Annotated in this window: 13 protein-coding genes; 4 read left to right on the top strand and 9 right to left on the bottom strand. The window is 70.6% G+C overall.

Annotated features, from left to right (window positions below; all coding sequences use genetic code 11):
* Positions 1–117 precede the first annotated feature (117 nt).
* Complete coding sequence (locus tag ACLIN4_RS19415) at positions 118–705, top strand: TetR/AcrR family transcriptional regulator (protein WP_107478778.1); 588 nt, start codon at positions 118–120, stop codon at positions 703–705.
* A 10-nt stretch (positions 706–715) separates the two neighbouring features.
* On the opposite strand, the gene ACLIN4_RS19410 is transcribed toward ACLIN4_RS19415, so the two are convergent.
* Positions 716–1393 (bottom strand): M23 family metallopeptidase, encoded by a 678-nt coding sequence (locus ACLIN4_RS19410; protein ID WP_100048457.1) that lies wholly within the window; start codon positions 1391–1393, stop codon positions 716–718.
* 574 nt (positions 1394–1967) lie between these two features.
* Between ACLIN4_RS19410 and ACLIN4_RS19405 the strand changes: the two genes are divergently transcribed.
* Positions 1968–2627, top strand: coding sequence for an HAD family acid phosphatase (locus ACLIN4_RS19405; protein WP_179342571.1), 660 nt, complete (start codon positions 1968–1970; stop codon positions 2625–2627).
* A 49-nt stretch (positions 2628–2676) separates the two neighbouring features.
* Positions 2677–5739 carry an NACHT domain-containing protein gene (locus tag ACLIN4_RS19400; protein ID WP_307652376.1) on the top strand — a complete coding sequence of 1021 codons (3063 nt, stop codon included), beginning with the start codon at positions 2677–2679 and terminating at the stop codon, positions 5737–5739.
* 73 nt (positions 5740–5812) lie between these two features.
* Here ACLIN4_RS19400 and ACLIN4_RS19395 read toward each other — a convergent pair whose 3' ends face one another.
* Positions 5813–8338: an ATP-dependent Clp protease ATP-binding subunit gene (locus ACLIN4_RS19395; RefSeq protein ID WP_107478770.1), complete on the bottom strand. Its 2526-nt coding sequence runs from the start codon at positions 8336–8338 to the stop codon at positions 5813–5815.
* Positions 8339–8990: 652 nt separating this feature from the next.
* Between ACLIN4_RS19395 and ACLIN4_RS19390 the strand changes: the two genes are divergently transcribed.
* The gene (locus ACLIN4_RS19390; protein WP_411576051.1) at positions 8991–9677 is read left to right on the top strand and encodes an SCO3374 family protein; all 687 of its coding nucleotides are present in this window, start codon (positions 8991–8993) and stop codon (positions 9675–9677) included.
* A 44-nt stretch (positions 9678–9721) separates the two neighbouring features.
* On the opposite strand, the gene ACLIN4_RS19385 is transcribed toward ACLIN4_RS19390, so the two are convergent.
* The 7 genes from ACLIN4_RS19385 to nadC form a co-directional block, all read right to left on the bottom strand.
* A complete protein-coding gene (locus tag ACLIN4_RS19385; RefSeq protein WP_043371913.1) occupies positions 9722–10057 on the bottom strand; it encodes a histone-like nucleoid-structuring protein Lsr2 in 336 nt (111 codons plus the stop codon).
* Positions 10058–10292: 235 nt separating this feature from the next.
* Positions 10293–10802: an amino-acid N-acetyltransferase gene (locus tag ACLIN4_RS19380; RefSeq protein ID WP_100048461.1), complete on the bottom strand. Its 510-nt coding sequence runs from the start codon at positions 10800–10802 to the stop codon at positions 10293–10295.
* A gap of 9 nt (positions 10803–10811) precedes the next feature.
* Positions 10812–11234: a BlaI/MecI/CopY family transcriptional regulator gene (locus ACLIN4_RS19375; RefSeq protein WP_100048462.1), complete on the bottom strand. Its 423-nt coding sequence runs from the start codon at positions 11232–11234 to the stop codon at positions 10812–10814.
* Positions 11235–11410: 176 nt separating this feature from the next.
* Positions 11411–11587 (bottom strand): hypothetical protein, encoded by a 177-nt coding sequence (locus ACLIN4_RS19370; protein WP_107478769.1) that lies wholly within the window; start codon positions 11585–11587, stop codon positions 11411–11413.
* Positions 11588–11610: 23 nt separating this feature from the next.
* Positions 11611–12243 carry a hypothetical protein gene (locus tag ACLIN4_RS19365; protein ID WP_411576763.1) on the bottom strand — a complete coding sequence of 211 codons (633 nt, stop codon included), beginning with the start codon at positions 12241–12243 and terminating at the stop codon, positions 11611–11613.
* Positions 12244–12491: 248 nt separating this feature from the next.
* Positions 12492–13289: a type III pantothenate kinase gene (locus ACLIN4_RS19360; protein WP_100047140.1), complete on the bottom strand. Its 798-nt coding sequence runs from the start codon at positions 13287–13289 to the stop codon at positions 12492–12494.
* Positions 13290–13294: 5 nt separating this feature from the next.
* Positions 13295–14275 (bottom strand): carboxylating nicotinate-nucleotide diphosphorylase, encoded by a 981-nt coding sequence (gene nadC, locus ACLIN4_RS19355; protein ID WP_107478976.1) that lies wholly within the window; start codon positions 14273–14275, stop codon positions 13295–13297.

Raw genomic sequence — 14275 nt, 5'->3', positions numbered from 1 at the left:
ACTTGCCGACCGGCAAGTTGACTACACTCGGGAAAGTAGACGCGCTACTAGCCGGGCGTCAAGTAAGTATTCGGAAAGTGCGCGGAGCGGGAGGTGCGTAGGAGGATGGGCGGCACGATGGACAGCACCAAGCAGCAGCGGCGCCGCGGGGACACCCGTCGGCGCATCCAGGACGTGGCGCTCGCACTCTTCGCCGAGCAGGGGTACGAGAAGACCTCGCTGCGCGAGATCGCGGAGCGGCTGGACGTCACCAAGGCGGCCCTCTACTACCACTTCAAGACCAAGGAAGAGATCCTGGTCAGCATCTTCGAGGGTCTGGTCCGGCCGGTGGAGGACCTGATCGAGTGGGGGCGGGAGCAGCCGCACACCCTGGAGACGAAGCAGGAGATCATCCGCCGCTACAGCGACGCGCTGGCGGCCGCGGCCCCGCTGTTCCGCTTCATGCAGGAGAACCAGGCGACGGTGCGGGACCTGCGCATCGGGGAGATGTTCAAGACCCGCATGCTGGGCCTGCGGGACATCCTCATAGACCCCGAAGCGGACCTGGCCGACCAGGTGCGCTGTGTGAGTGCGCTCTTCACGCTGCACGCCGGGATGTTCGTTCTCAACGACCTGGCGGGCGACCCCGAGGACAAGCGCGCTGCCGTCCTCGAGGTCGCCACCGATCTGGTCACCCAGGCGCACCGGGGAGCCGGCGGCTCCTAGCCGGCGACCGTCAGACGGTCACGCCCTTGGAGCGCAGGAAGGAGACCGGGTCGACGGCCGAGCCGTAGTTCGGGGTCGTACGGATCTCGAAGTGCAGGTGCGGGCCGCTGGAGTTACCGGTGTTGCCGGACTTCGCGATGGACTGGCCGGTCTTCACGATCTGGCCGATCTTCACGTTGATCTTCGACAGGTGCGCGTACTGGGAGTACGTGCCGTTGCCGTGCTTGATCACGATGGCGTTGCCGTAGGCGGGGCCGTCGCCGGCGCCGTTGCCGCCGGCCTTGACGACGGTGCCGCCGTGGGTGGCGACGACGTTGGTGCCGATCGGCACGGCGAAGTCCTGGCCGCTGTGCTTGCTGGCCCACATGCCGCCGTTCTGGGCGAAGCTGGCGGTGAGCTTGTAGTTCTTCACCGGGTCCACCCAGGAGGCGGCCTTCTTCTTGGTGGCCGTCTTCTTGGCGGTGGCGGTCTTGGCGGCGGCCTTCTCGGCCTTCGCCGCCTTGGCCTGCGCCGCGGCCTGGGCCTCGACGGCGCTCGCCGCGGTGGAGGTGCTGGAAGCCGCCGTGGTGCCGGTGGCGGCCGCGACCCCGGCTCCCAGTGCGACCGAGGCTCCGAGGCCGGCGGCCATCACCGCGGCGCGGGTGCGGAGGGTCGTACGGGAAGAACGGGACGTGACACGCGGGAACATTCGAACCTCATGGGGACGGGAACAGAGGAAAGCCCCTCCGGCGGGACGCTCGAGGCGCTCACCGGGCGGGCTCCACCTTGGTAACCCGACCAGCCCAAAGTGCACAAAGGTGTGACCTACGACCCCATGTAGTACTTCAGCGCGATACTTCCCAGCTCCCGACACAACTCCCATTCAGTACGCAACCAGGCCAGAGCCCCGCAAAGCGGCCATCGCTTCGCGGAGATATGTCCGTTTTCGTAGTTCTTGCGGCTTCCACTATTCCCCGTAGTACGCCCCGAAACCCCTGTGCGGCACATCACCGGCGGCGGCACCCGAGGACCCCTCGAATGTGACCCGGGCTACCCCGCTCCGACCCAACCCGCCGCCGACACAAAGGGGTTAAAAGACCCCCGGACAGTGGTCGGCGTCACGCGAAACGGGCCCCTCACCGGCCGTCTCCGGTGCGCGAATCAGCCACCTACCGCCCAGTAACCCAATCGTTGCCCTACGGCCACTTGCTCAGGTGAGCATGCTCGCGACAACTTGTGTGCCGTCAGGCATCCGCACAGGCATGAGAGGACCCCAACCCCCCATGACCGAACAGAACGGACAGACCAGACAGCCCCGGCGTACCTGGAAGCGTGTGGCGGGCACGGCCGCCGTCACCGCGGCCGCGCTCACCGCGACGGTCACGCCGTCCGCCGCCGCCCCGGCCGAGACCCGGCCCGCCGCCGCACCGGTCACCGCCGCCGCGGCGGACGTCGACTACGACACCTGGCAGCGCGACTGCCGGGCCGTGATGGACCAGGCGCTGCCCTACCTGAAGGAGCGCATCGCCGACGCCGCGCCCGGCGAGAAGCAGGCGATCGTCCTCGACATCGACAACACCTCTCTGGAGACCGACTTCGGCTTCAGCTACCCGCAGCCCGCCAACCGGCCGGTCCTGGAAGCCGCCCGGTACGCCCAGGAGCACGGCGTCGACCTGTTCTTCGTGACCGCCCGCCCCGGCATCATCGAGGCACCCACCGAGTGGAACCTCGACCACGCCGGCTACGAGTCCTCCGGCCTGTACGTCCGCGGCTTCCTGGACCTCTTCCGCAACGTCGCCGAGTACAAGACCGCACAGCGCGCCCACATCGAGTCCAAGGGCTACACGATCATCGCCAACATCGGCAACAGCCCCACCGACCTGTCGGGCGGCCACGCCGAGAAGACGTTCAAGCTCCCGGACTACGACGGCCAGCTGTCCTAACGCCGCCCGATAGGCTCCACCCCTGGCCGAACGTACACGGGGGTGGCGCATGGAACCGGCGGTACTGGGTGGGAAGTTGGCGTCCAGCCTGGTCGCCCCACTGGTGAAGAAGCTGTTCGTCACGGGCGGCCCCGGCGCGGGACTCGTCGACCGTCCGGTCCGGCTGACCCGACTGGTCTCCTTCCGGGGCGAACAGCGCCACCTCGGTGAGGCGGAGGTGCGCAGGCTCGCCGAGCGGCTCGTCGGGGCGTCCCTGGACTCCCCCGGCGAGCCGCCCTTCCCTCCCGACGAGACAGAGGCCGTCACGGACGCCCTGACGGTTCGTCTGCTCGCCCTCGGCGACCTGGACATGGACGACGTCCAGGCGGTGCGGCTGGGCCACCGGGAACTCGCCGGGCAACTGCGGCGCCGGACGCCCTCGGCCACCGGGGGCCTGTCCGCCGACGCCTGCTACTTCCTCGACTCGGTGACGGAGTGGGCCTGCCTGCACATCCTGGAGTTCTTCACCCGGCGCTCGACCTTCGTCGCCCGGACCCTGGTGGAGCAGACCCGCGGCCAGGCCGAGCTGATCGCGAAGGTCGACGAGCTGATCGCCCGCGTCCCCAGGCCGGACGCCCGCGACACGGCGTTCGAGCGCCGGTACCTGCCGTACGTCGCCGAGCGCCACAACCACCTCACCATCTACGGCCTCGACCTGCGCGACTCCCCCGACCGCTGGCCCCTCGAAGTCGCCTACCTGAGCCTGGAGGCGACCACCGACGGGGAACCCGGCCGGGACACGGCGACCGGCGAGAGCGCACCGGCCCGCATGGGGCGGATGCCCGCCGAAGCGGCGCTGGACAGGGAACCCCGTGTGCTGCTGCGCGGCGATGCGGGCTCCGGCAAGACGACCCTGGTCCAGTGGCTGGCGGTGACCGCGGCCCAGGAGGGCACGCGCGTCCCGTTCGTCCTCCCCTTGCGCACCCTGGTCCGTACCGGCCCCCTGCCCGCCCCGGCCGCCTTCCTCGGCGCGGTCGGCTGCCCCCTGACGCCGCCGGAGGGCTGGGCGGAACGCGTCCTGGCCGACGGCCGCGCGCTGGTCCTGGTCGACGGCCTGGACGAAATTCCGCAGGCCGACCGTCACGCCACCCGGGACTGGCTGAGCGGCCTTCTCCACGCCTACCCCGAAAACCACTGGCTGCTGACCAGCCGCCCTACCGCCGTACGCGCCGACTGGCTCGCCCGGGAACGCTTCGCTGAACTCTCCCTCGCGCCGATGGGCCGGGCGGAGGTCGCCACCTTCCTCCACCGCTGGCACGAGGCCGCTCGCTCCCCCGAGTACGAGCAGCGGCTGCTGGACTCCCTGCGCACCAAGCGCGACCTGGCCCGCCTCGTCACCAACCCGTTGATGTGTGGCCTGATCTGTGCCCTGCACCGCGAGCGCCGCGGTTACCTGCCCACCGGCCGCAAGGAGCTGTACGACGCGGCCCTCACCATGCTCCTCGCACGCCGGGACCGGGAACGGGGCACGGTCGCCGTGGACGGCCCGGAGCTGGGCGAGGAGGCCCAGCTCGAACTGCTGCAGCGCCTCGCCTACGCCCTCGTCCTCAGCGGTCGGCAGGAGATGACGCTGGAGACGGCCGAGGGCATCGTGGACCGAGCCCTGCCCTCCCTCGGCCCGGCTTCCGGGCAGGGGGGCGCCCCCGAGGTGCTGCGGAACCTGCTGCTGCGCAGCGGCGTCCTGCGCCGCCCGGCCCAGGACGTCCTGGACTTCGTCCACCGCACCTTCCAGGACTACCTGGCAGCCCGGTACGCGGTCGAGGAGGGCCACCTCGGTGTCCTCGCCGGCCATGCCGAGGACACCGAGTGGGAGGACGTGATCCGCATGGCCGTGGCCCACGCCCGGCCACGCGAACGCGTCTTACTGCTCAGGGAGCTGCTGGGCGGGAACGACCCGCGACTCACCCTGCTGGCCCTGGCCGCCCTGGAGCACGTCGCCGCCCTGGATCCGGAGGTACGGACGGAGGTGGAGCAGCGGGCCGCCGAGCTGATCCCGCCGCGCACGGCCGAGGCCGCCCGGGTGCTGGCGGGCGCGGGGCCGCTGGTACTGGAACTGCTGCCGGGCCCGGAGGGACTGTCGGCCGAGGAGGCGCAGGGCGTCACGGTCACCGCCTCGATCCTCGGCGGCGAGGAACCCGACGGCGCCCTAGCCGTCCTCCGCCGGTTCCGGGACCACCCCGACCTGGACGTCCGCCGCCAGCTCGCGGGCACGTGGCACCGCTTCGACGCGGAGGAGTACGCGAGGGAGGTGCTGGACCACCTGGACCGGACGGAACTCATCCTCGACTGCAAGACACCCGAGCAGTTCGCGACGCTCGCCGGAATGCGGCCGTGGCACAGGCTGACCGTCTCGGGGCGGTACTCCGCCGATTCGCTCGCCGCCCGGATCCCCGAGCCCTCTGCGGTCACCGAGCTGACTATCGCCGACAACCCGCTGCTCACCGACCTGTCCGCCCTGCGCCGTTTCACCTCGCTGAAGCGGCTGGCGTACTACCGGTGCCCGAACGCGCACGGCCTCGACCGGCTGGCGGGGGTCGGCCTGACCGAACTCGCCCTCGGTTCCGGCACCGACCTGGCGGGGCTCCGGTCGCTCACGACACTGACCCTCCTCTCTCTGGTCCAGGAACTGCCGGGCACCGATCTCACCGAGGCGCTGCCCACCGACGCCCCACTGGACTTCCTCTACCTAGGGGACGAGTGCACCGCGTCGACCGGGTTGCGGGGACTCGGTCAGTGGCGGACGTTGCGCATCCTCAGCCTCGGTGCCCTGACCACGGAGCTGACGGAGGACGACTGGCGGGAGGTCGCCGCCCTGCCCGCCCTCACCCACCTGTACCTGAACGCGGCGATCCTCCGTGAGGTGCCGGCTTCCATCGGCAGGATGCTCGAACTACCGGGCGTCGAGGTGCTGGCGGTCGTCGGCCTGGAGGGCACCGAGCACCTGGCAGCGCTCGCGGACCGGCTACCGGATGTGCACCACGTGACCCTCATCAACCGTGTCGGCCACTCCCTCGCCCTGGCCGACTTCCGTCCCCTCTTCCCGGGCGCCGAGGTGGTCCTGGAGGAACAGTGACCCGGCATGCGAGTGGGGCTGCTCCGGGACCGGAGTCCCGGAGCAGCCCCATTCTCGGCTCACCCCGAAGGGGCTACGCCTCCTTGCTCAGATTCGGCCCCGCACCGCCGGCCGCCTGCTCGATCGGCGGGACGTCGGGGAGCGCCGACTTCTCCTCACCCCGGAAGGTGAAGGTCTTGGCGTCGCCCTCGCCCTCGGTGTCCACGACCACGATGTGGCCGGGGCGCAGCTCGCCGAAGAGGATCTTCTCCGACAGCGTGTCCTCGACCTCGCGCTGGATCGTGCGGCGCAGCGGACGCGCGCCCAGCACCGGGTCGTAGCCCTTCTGGGACAGCAGCTCCTTGGCGGACTGGGAGAGCTCGATGCCCATGTCCCGGTCCTTGAGTCGCTCGTCGACCTTGGCGATCATCAGGTCGACGATCCGCAGGATGTCGTCCTGGCTGAGCTGCGGGAAGACGACCACGTCGTCGACGCGGTTGAGGAACTCGGGCCGGAAGTGCTGCTTGAGCTCGTCCTGGACCTTGTTCTTCATGCGCTCGTAGTTGGTCTTCGTGTCGCCCGCGGCGGCGAAGCCGAGGTTGAAGCCCTTGGAGATGTCCCGGGTGCCGAGGTTGGTCGTCATGATGATGACCGTGTTCTTGAAGTCCACGACCCGGCCCTGGGAGTCGGTCAGGCGACCGTCCTCCAGGATCTGCAGCAGCGAGTTGAAGATGTCCGGGTGGGCCTTCTCGACCTCGTCGAAGAGGACGACGGAGAACGGCTTGCGGCGGACCTTCTCGGTCAGCTGGCCGCCCTCTTCGTAGCCCACGTAACCGGGGGGCGAACCGAAGAGACGCGACACCGTGTGCTTCTCGCTGAACTCCGACATGTCGAGGGAGATCAGCGCGTCCTCGTCACCGAAGAGGAACTCGGCGAGCGCCTTGGACAGCTCGGTCTTACCGACACCGGACGGACCGGCGAAGATGAACGAGCCACCGGGACGCTTCGGGTCCTTCAGACCCGCACGCGTACGGCGGATCGCCTTCGAGAGCGCCTTGACGGCGTCCTTCTGGCCGATGACCCGCTTGTGGAGCTCGTCCTCCATGCGCAGCAGGCGGGAGGACTCCTCCTCGGTCAGCTTGAAGACCGGGATGCCGGTGGCGGTCGCGAGGACCTCGGCGATCAGCTCGCCGTCGACCTCGGCGACGACGTCCATGTCGCCGGCCTTCCACTCCTTCTCCCGCTTGGCCTTGGCGGCCAGGAGCTGCTTCTCCTTGTCGCGCAGGGAGGCGGCCTTCTCGAAGTCCTGCGAGTCGATCGCGGACTCCTTGTCGCGGCGGACGCCGGCGATCTTCTCGTCGAACTCGCGCAGGTCCGGCGGCGCGGTCATCCGGCGGATGCGCATCCGGGAACCGGCCTCGTCGATCAGGTCGATCGCCTTGTCCGGCAGGAAGCGGTCCGAGATGTAGCGGTCGGCGAGCGTGGCCGCCTGGACCAGGGCCTCGTCCGTGATGGAGACGCGGTGGTGCGCCTCGTAGCGGTCGCGCAGGCCCTTGAGGATCTCGATGGTGTGCGGCAGCGACGGCTCCGCGACCTGGATCGGCTGGAAGCGGCGCTCGAGGGCCGCGTCCTTCTCCAGGTGCTTGCGGTACTCGTCCAGCGTGGTGGCGCCGATGGTCTGCAGCTCACCGCGGGCCAGCATCGGCTTGAGGATGCTCGCGGCGTCGATGGCGCCCTCGGCGGCACCCGCACCGACCAGCGTGTGCAGCTCGTCGATGAACAGGATGATGTCGCCGCGGGTGCGGATCTCCTTGAGGACCTTCTTCAGGCGCTCCTCGAAGTCACCGCGGTAGCGGGAGCCGGCGACCAGCGCGCCGAGGTCCAGGGTGTAGAGGTGCTTGTCCTTGAGGGTCTCGGGCACCTCGCCCTTGACGATGGCCTGCGCGAGGCCCTCGACGACGGCGGTCTTGCCGACGCCGGGCTCACCGATGAGCACCGGGTTGTTCTTGGTACGGCGGGACAGCACCTGCATGACCCGCTCGATCTCCTTCTCGCGCCCGATGACCGGGTCGAGCTTGGACTCACGAGCGGCCTGGGTGAGGTTCCGGCCGAACTGGTCGAGGACCAGGGACGTGGAAGGCGTGCCCTCCGCAGGACCGCCGGCGGTGGCGGTCTCCTTGCCCTGGTAACCGGAGAGCAGCTGGATCACCTGCTGCCGCACCCGGTTCAGATCTGCGCCCAGCTTGACCAGGACCTGGGCGGCGACGCCCTCGCCCTCGCGGATCAGGCCGAGCAGGATGTGCTCCGTGCCGATGTAGTTGTGGCCCAGCTGGAGGGCCTCGCGGAGCGACAGCTCCAGGACCTTCTTGGCACGGGGGGTGAAGGGGATGTGACCCGACGGGGCCTGCTGGCCCTGCCCGATGATCTCCTCCACCTGCTGGCGGACCGCCTCGAGCGAAATCCCGAGGCTCTCAAGGGCCTTGGCGGCGACACCCTCACCCTCGTGGATCAGGCCCAGGAGGATGTGCTCGGTGCCGATGTAGTTGTGGTTGAGCATCCGGGCTTCTTCCTGAGCCAGGACGACAACCCGCCGCGCGCGGTCGGTGAACCTCTCGAACATCGTTAATCGCTCCTCAGAGCGGTCAGGCAGTAAGGGGAACTTCCCCTCCCTGTCCTTCCGCAGCTTAGTCCCGCAAGCGGGGACCGCTCATTCCAACTGCCGACACCGTCGATGGCCTCCTGACCCCAGACGCCGACATCTGCCACAACCCGATGGTGCGAGACGATGTTCCCGCAGGCCAGGCACTTACCCCACTCGCCACTACGCCGATGGCGAACGTGAGGCGGCCCGATCCGCGCGTCGCCCCCTCCCACTAGGGATGTCTTACCCGCTGGGACGGACACTCCATGCCGGGCGCCCCGGTTCCCTCCGCTACGGGCGAACAACCTTGCGCCTTCCCGCACCCCCGCACGCCCCCTCTTCCAGCACTCTGCGCATTCGTGGCAACACCCAGCGTAACTCGAAGGCTCTTGCGGCTGTTGCACTTGGCATGGTTGGCGCCCCGCCCCCGGACTCTCCGGTCCAGCAGCCCCCGCCGGGCCGACGACTCCCGCCGGTCCGGCAGCTCCCTCCAGTCCCACCGGCCTCTCCGTCTCCGGACCTGCCGGTCACTCCAGACCTGCCGGTCACTCCGGAACCCGCAGACCCTTGGGACGCATCGGCACCGGGACTCCCCGTGGCCCCTGCCGTCTCCGCGGCTCCGGCGGGGCCCGTGGCCTTCGCGACGTCGGTGGTGCCGCTTCCCCGTCGGCCGGTCGAAACGGCCGGGCCGTGGGACCGGGTGCGGCGGTGGTACGAGAGCGTGCTCGGCTGGCCGACGGCGCCCGGTTCGCCGGTGCGGCTGCGCGCCGGAGTCCGCTTCGACGTCCTGGACGTCCCGGCCGGGGCCGGTCACGCGGCGCTGGAGCGGCTCGGGCGCCCTGGCGCCGGTCTGCGGCGGCCGGGGTTCCCGGTGGCCCTGTGGGGCGAGCGGATGCTGCTGCTCGTGGCCGTGGGCGGCGCGGACGAGCTGCCGGGGCTGCTGGAGTGGCTGGAGTGGGGCTCGCTGCCGCTCGACCTGAGGGCGGTCGGAGCGGGCGGCCTCATCGAGGCACCGCTGGGCCCGGCGGTCGGCGCGGGCGGCCTCATGGACGACGCGGCCCCGGTCCCCGGCTCGGACCTCCTGTCGCCGTACCCCCCGGACCGCGACCGCCGGTCCCGGCGGGGGGCCGCCGTGTGGTTGCGGCCCCCGGAGCAGGGGCGCGAGGTCGAGGCCTCGCTGCCGGCGTTGTCGGCGGTGGGCGGCACCGCGTCCGCCCCCGATCTCGCCCGGCTCGTACACACCCTGGCGACGGAATGCCACCGGGTCCGGCTCTCGCACGGTCCCCGGCTCCCGCGGCCCGCCCGGGCGACGCGCTGAGAGCGTCCGGGGCCGAGCCCGTGGCATGCGGCGTGGCCGGGTGATCAGCCGTTGGCCTTCTCGTACGCCTCGCGGATGATCGCGGGGACACGGCCGCGGTCGTTGACCTCGTAACCGTTCTCCTTCGCCCAGGCGCGGATCGCCGCGGTGTCCTGGCTGCCGCCGGAGGAAGCGCGCGCCTTGCCGCGCCCGCCCGAGGCACGGCCCCCGGTGCGACGCCCGCCCTTCACGTAAGGCTCGAGCAGACCGCGGAGCTTGTCCGCGTTGGCGGTGGTGAGATCGATCTCGTAAGTCTTGCCGTCCAGCGCGAACGTCACGGTCTCGTCTGCCTCGCCACCGTCGAGGTCGTCGACAAGAAGGACCTGAACCTTCTGTGCCACCGGATTTCCTTTCATCGATAACTTGAGGGCCGGAGGTCCGCCGGCGTCCGCCGTATCGCCGTCCCTTGTTATATGCAGTACTGCAGTACGTCGGAAAGCAAACCGCTTTTGCCGGGAAAACACAAACCCCCGGGAGAGACCGACAGCCCGCCTCCGGCACGGAAAGATGCGCGTTTCGGACATAGGGAACCCGCGCACGGTCCACCGGCGGAATAAACCTGGAGTCGCCCGGCGATCACAGGTGCAGAAGCATCCGGCTGTTGCCCAGGGTGTTCGGTTTCACTCGTTCGAGACCGAGGAACTCCGCAACGCCCTCGTCATAGGAACGCAGCAGCTCCGCGTAGACATCCCTGTCGACGGGCGTCTCCCCGATCTCCACGAAGCCGTGCTTGGCGAAGAAGTCCACTTCGAAGGTCAGGCAGAAAACACGGCGAACACCGAGCCAGCGCGCGGTGTCCAGCAACTTCTCCAGCAACCGGTGTCCGACGCCGAAGCCCTTCAGGCCGGGCTTCACCGCGAGAGTCCGCACTTCCGCGAGGTCTTCCCACATGACGTGCAGGGCGCCGCAGCCGACCACCTCGGCGTTGTCGTCCCGTTCCGCGACCCAGAACTCCTGGATGCTCTCGTAAAGCGTCACCATCGCTTTGTCGAGCAGGATGCGGTCGCGAACGTAGGCGTCGAGCAGCCGGCGCACGTCCGGGACATCGCTGGTGCGGGCCCGTCGGACGGTGATGGCTTTTGACATGTGGGGACGCTATCGCTCGCCCGGATCCGGTACCGAACCGGGGTTGGGCGCGGGGGTATCCGGCGGGGTATCCGGTCCCTGCACGATGCGGATGGCGTCTCTGAGTGCCTGGCGCTGTTCCTCGCTCATCATGCCGAAGAAGGCGATGAGGGCGGCGGCCGGGTTGTCGCTCTGGGACCACGCGTCGTTCATCAGCGCGGCGGCGTAGGCGGCGCGGGTGGAGACCGCCTCATATCGATAGGCCCGGCCTTCCGCCTCGCGGCGCACCCAGCCCTTCTGATGGAGATTGTCCAAAACGGTCATCACCGTGGTGTAGGCGATGGACCGTTCCTGCTGCAGATCTTCCAGGACTTCTCGAACGGTCACCGGGCGGTTCCACTTCCACACCCTCGTCATGACCGCGTCTTCGAGTTCTCCCAATGGGCGAGGCACGCTTCGAACGATAGTGGGAGATCCGGGTCATGGCGTGCCGGAACGGGCCGGACGTGCGCGTTCGGCCGCAAACGGGCGCGAAAGGGGTGAGAAGAGCGGCGTACGACTCCCCGTGACGTCGCGGAGAGTCGTACGGCGAGCCGGCCCGGGCGCGGAGTGGAGCGGTGCGGCGCCGGTCAGGCTTCGGGGCGGGCGGACGGCCGGGCGCCCTCCGCCCGCGCGAGGGCGGCGTCGACGGCCGCGTCCTCCTTGGCCTTGTTGGCGCCGCCCTGGGTCTTCACGATCACCCTGATCACGCCGATGAAGAACACGGCCATGACGGCCGGGGGCAGGAGCGCGGAGACGTAGTCCATGGATCCAGGGTAGCCAGGCCGTGTCAGCCGGCCGCGAGGTGGTGCCGGGAACCGGGGGCGGGCGGGGCCGGCTTGCGGCGGGGGAACACCTCGCCGGGGGTGGGGACGGGCCGCTTGGGGGCGGTCGGCTCCGGGGCCGGTTTCGGGGCGGGCTCCTGCGCGGGCTTCCGCGGCGGGTCCTGCGCGGGCTTCCTGTCGGACTGCCGGCCGCCGGGGAGGGCGAGGAGGAGGCGGGTGCCGGTGCGGGTGCGGGTGCGGGCGGCCGGGAGGGTGACCGTGGGGACGGGGGTGGCCGGTGACGCCGCGGGCACCGTGGGCGCCGCGGGTGTGCAGCGGGCCAGGAGGGCGGCCGCGGCGGGGTTGCCGCGCAGGGCACCGAGGGCGGCCAGGTCGTCCGCGTCCGGGCGGTGTCCGGCGGCCAGCGCCTCGTCCAGGAGCGCGAGGTAGCCGGTGGCGGTGCCGGGCAGGGCGGCGCGGTACCGGGCGAGGTCGGCCACCAGGAAGGCGCGCAGCCTGGCGCTCTCGCGCACCGCCTCGTCTAGCGACTCCGCGAGGTGGAGGCAGTCCTGTGCCTCCTGTGCCGAGACGGGGCTGGACTTGAGGGCGAGGGCGAGGGCACGGCGGAGCACACGCAGCTCCTGAGCACCGAACGCCATGCCGCCGCGGGATCCGTAGGGCGTGGGCATGCGGTGACGATACGCGCTAATCGGACAAACATGGCATAGGAGGTGGGGTGTGGCGCTGCCCCGTCCCCTTCCCGGCGTACGCGACCGTCCGTCGTGCCTGCGGGCGCTCGTGCCTCCCCGGTGCCCTGAGGGCGTGCGAGGACCCCCAGGGCGGCGGGGCACCTCCCGCGACCACGACGACCCACCCCTCGGCGCCCGCACCCGCGCCGGGGCGCCGGCTACAGGCGGGACACGTTCCGCTCGTACACCAGGCGGAGCCCCATCAGGGTCAGCCACGGCTCGTGCTCGTCGATGACCGAGGACTCGCCCAGCACCATCGGCGCCAGCCCGCCCGTCGCGATCACCGTCACGTCGTCCGGGTCGTCGGCCAGCTCGCGGGCCATGCGGTTGACGACGCCGTCGACCTGGCCGGCGAAGCCGTAGACGATGCCGGACTGCATCGCCTCGACCGTGTTCTTGCCGATCACGCTGCGGGGACGGGCGACCTCGATCTTGCGGAGCTGGGCGCCCTTGACGCCGAGCGCCTCCACCGAGATCTCGATGCCGGGAGCGATGACCCCGCCGATGTACTCCCCGCGCGCGCTGACCGCGTCGAACGTCGTCGCCGTGCCGAAGTCCACGACGATCGCCGGACCGCCGTAGAGCTCGACCGCGGCGACCGCGTTGATGATGCGGTCGGCGCCGACCTCCTTGGGGTTGTCGGTGAGGATGGGGACGCCCGTCTTGACGCCCGGTTCGACGAGGACCGCGGGGACGTCGCCGTAGTAGCGGCGGGTGACCTCGCGGAGTTCGTGCAGGACCGAGGGGACGGTCGCGCAGATGGCGATGCCGTCGATGCCGTCGCCCAGCTCGTCGCCGAGGAGCGGGTGCATGCCCATCAGGCCCTGGAGGAGGACCGCGAGCTCGTCGGCCGTGCGGCGCGAGTCCGTGGAGATGCGCCAGTGCTCGACGATGTCCTCGCCGTCGAAGAGGCCCAGGACGGTGTGCGTGTTGCCTACGTCGATCGTCAGCAGCATGGGTTCTACTCCGCCGCTCGCAGGTCCAGGCCGATGTCCAGGATGCGGGAGCTGTGGGTCAGGGCTCCCACGGCCAGGTAGTCGACGCCCGTGGTGGCGTACGCCTTGGCGTTGTCGAGGGTCAGGCGGCCCGACGCCTCCAGGGCGGCCCGGCCGGCGACCAGGGCGACCGCCTCCTCGCACTCCGAGGGGGTGAAGTTGTCCAGGAGGATCAGGTCGGCGCCCGCGTCGAGGACCTCGCGGAGCTGGTGCAGGGTGTCGACCTCGACCTCGATGGGGACGTCCGGGAAGCGCTCGCGGACGGCTTGGAAGGCCGCTGCCACGCCGCCGGCCGCGACCACGTGGTTGTCCTTGACCAGGGCCGCGTCCGAGAGGGACATGCGGTGGTTGACGCCGCCGCCGCAGCGGACCGCGAACTTCTCCAGGCTGCGCAGGCCGGGGGTCGTCTTGCGGGTGTCCCGGACCTTCGCCTTCGTGCCGTCCAGGACGTCCGCCCACGCGCGCGTGGCGGTCGCGATGCCCGACAGGCGGCACAGGAGGTTCAGCGCGCTGCGTTCGGCGGTGAGGATGTCGCGGGTGCGGGTGGTGACGGACAGCAGCTTCTGGTCCGCTTCGACGCGGTCGCCGTCCTCCACGTGGCGTTCCACCTCGAACTCGTCCGTGCAGACGACCGAGAGGACCGCCTCGGCGACCCTGAGGCCCGCCACGACGCCGGGCTCGCGGGCCGTGAAGTCGGCGGTCGCCACGGCGTCCTCGGGGATGGTCGCGACCGTCGTGACGTCCACGCCGCCCGCCAGGTCCTCCTGGACGGCAAGGTTCGCGAGGTCCTCGACCTCGATCGGGTCGAGGCCGGAGTCCAGGAGGAGCGCCGCGAGGGCCGGGTCGAGGCCGCACTCCATGTAGGTCTCGTCGTCGGTGTCCGCGCCGCAGGCGCAGCCGTCGCCGCAGCCTCCGCCGGAGGCGAGGGGAAGGTCGGGGGTGTTCAC

Source organism: Streptomyces mutabilis (assembly GCF_046628145.1).
Lineage (GTDB): Bacteria > Actinomycetota > Actinomycetes > Streptomycetales > Streptomycetaceae > Streptomyces > Streptomyces mutabilis.
This window is presented reverse-complemented; position numbering and strand designations above follow the sequence as displayed.

Excerpts from the sequence above, each read along its gene's own strand:
- ACLIN4_RS19415 (WP_107478778.1), top strand. The coding sequence starts at position 118 with ATGGACAGCACCAAGCAGCAGCGGCGCCGCGGGGACACCCGTCGGCGC.
- ACLIN4_RS19410 (WP_100048457.1), bottom strand. The coding sequence starts at position 1,393 with ATGTTCCCGCGTGTCACGTCCCGTTCTTCCCGTACGACCCTCCGCACC.
- ACLIN4_RS19405 (WP_179342571.1), top strand. The coding sequence starts at position 1,968 with ATGACCGAACAGAACGGACAGACCAGACAGCCCCGGCGTACCTGGAAG.
- ACLIN4_RS19400 (WP_307652376.1), top strand. The coding sequence starts at position 2,677 with ATGGAACCGGCGGTACTGGGTGGGAAGTTGGCGTCCAGCCTGGTCGCC.
- ACLIN4_RS19395 (WP_107478770.1), bottom strand. The coding sequence starts at position 8,338 with ATGTTCGAGAGGTTCACCGACCGCGCGCGGCGGGTTGTCGTCCTGGCT.
- ACLIN4_RS19380 (WP_100048461.1), bottom strand. The coding sequence starts at position 10,802 with ATGTCAAAAGCCATCACCGTCCGACGGGCCCGCACCAGCGATGTCCCG.
- ACLIN4_RS19370 (WP_107478769.1), bottom strand. The coding sequence starts at position 11,587 with ATGGACTACGTCTCCGCGCTCCTGCCCCCGGCCGTCATGGCCGTGTTC.
- ACLIN4_RS19365 (WP_411576763.1), bottom strand. The coding sequence starts at position 12,243 with ATGGCGTTCGGTGCTCAGGAGCTGCGTGTGCTCCGCCGTGCCCTCGCC.
- ACLIN4_RS19360 (WP_100047140.1), bottom strand. The coding sequence starts at position 13,289 with ATGCTGCTGACGATCGACGTAGGCAACACGCACACCGTCCTGGGCCTC.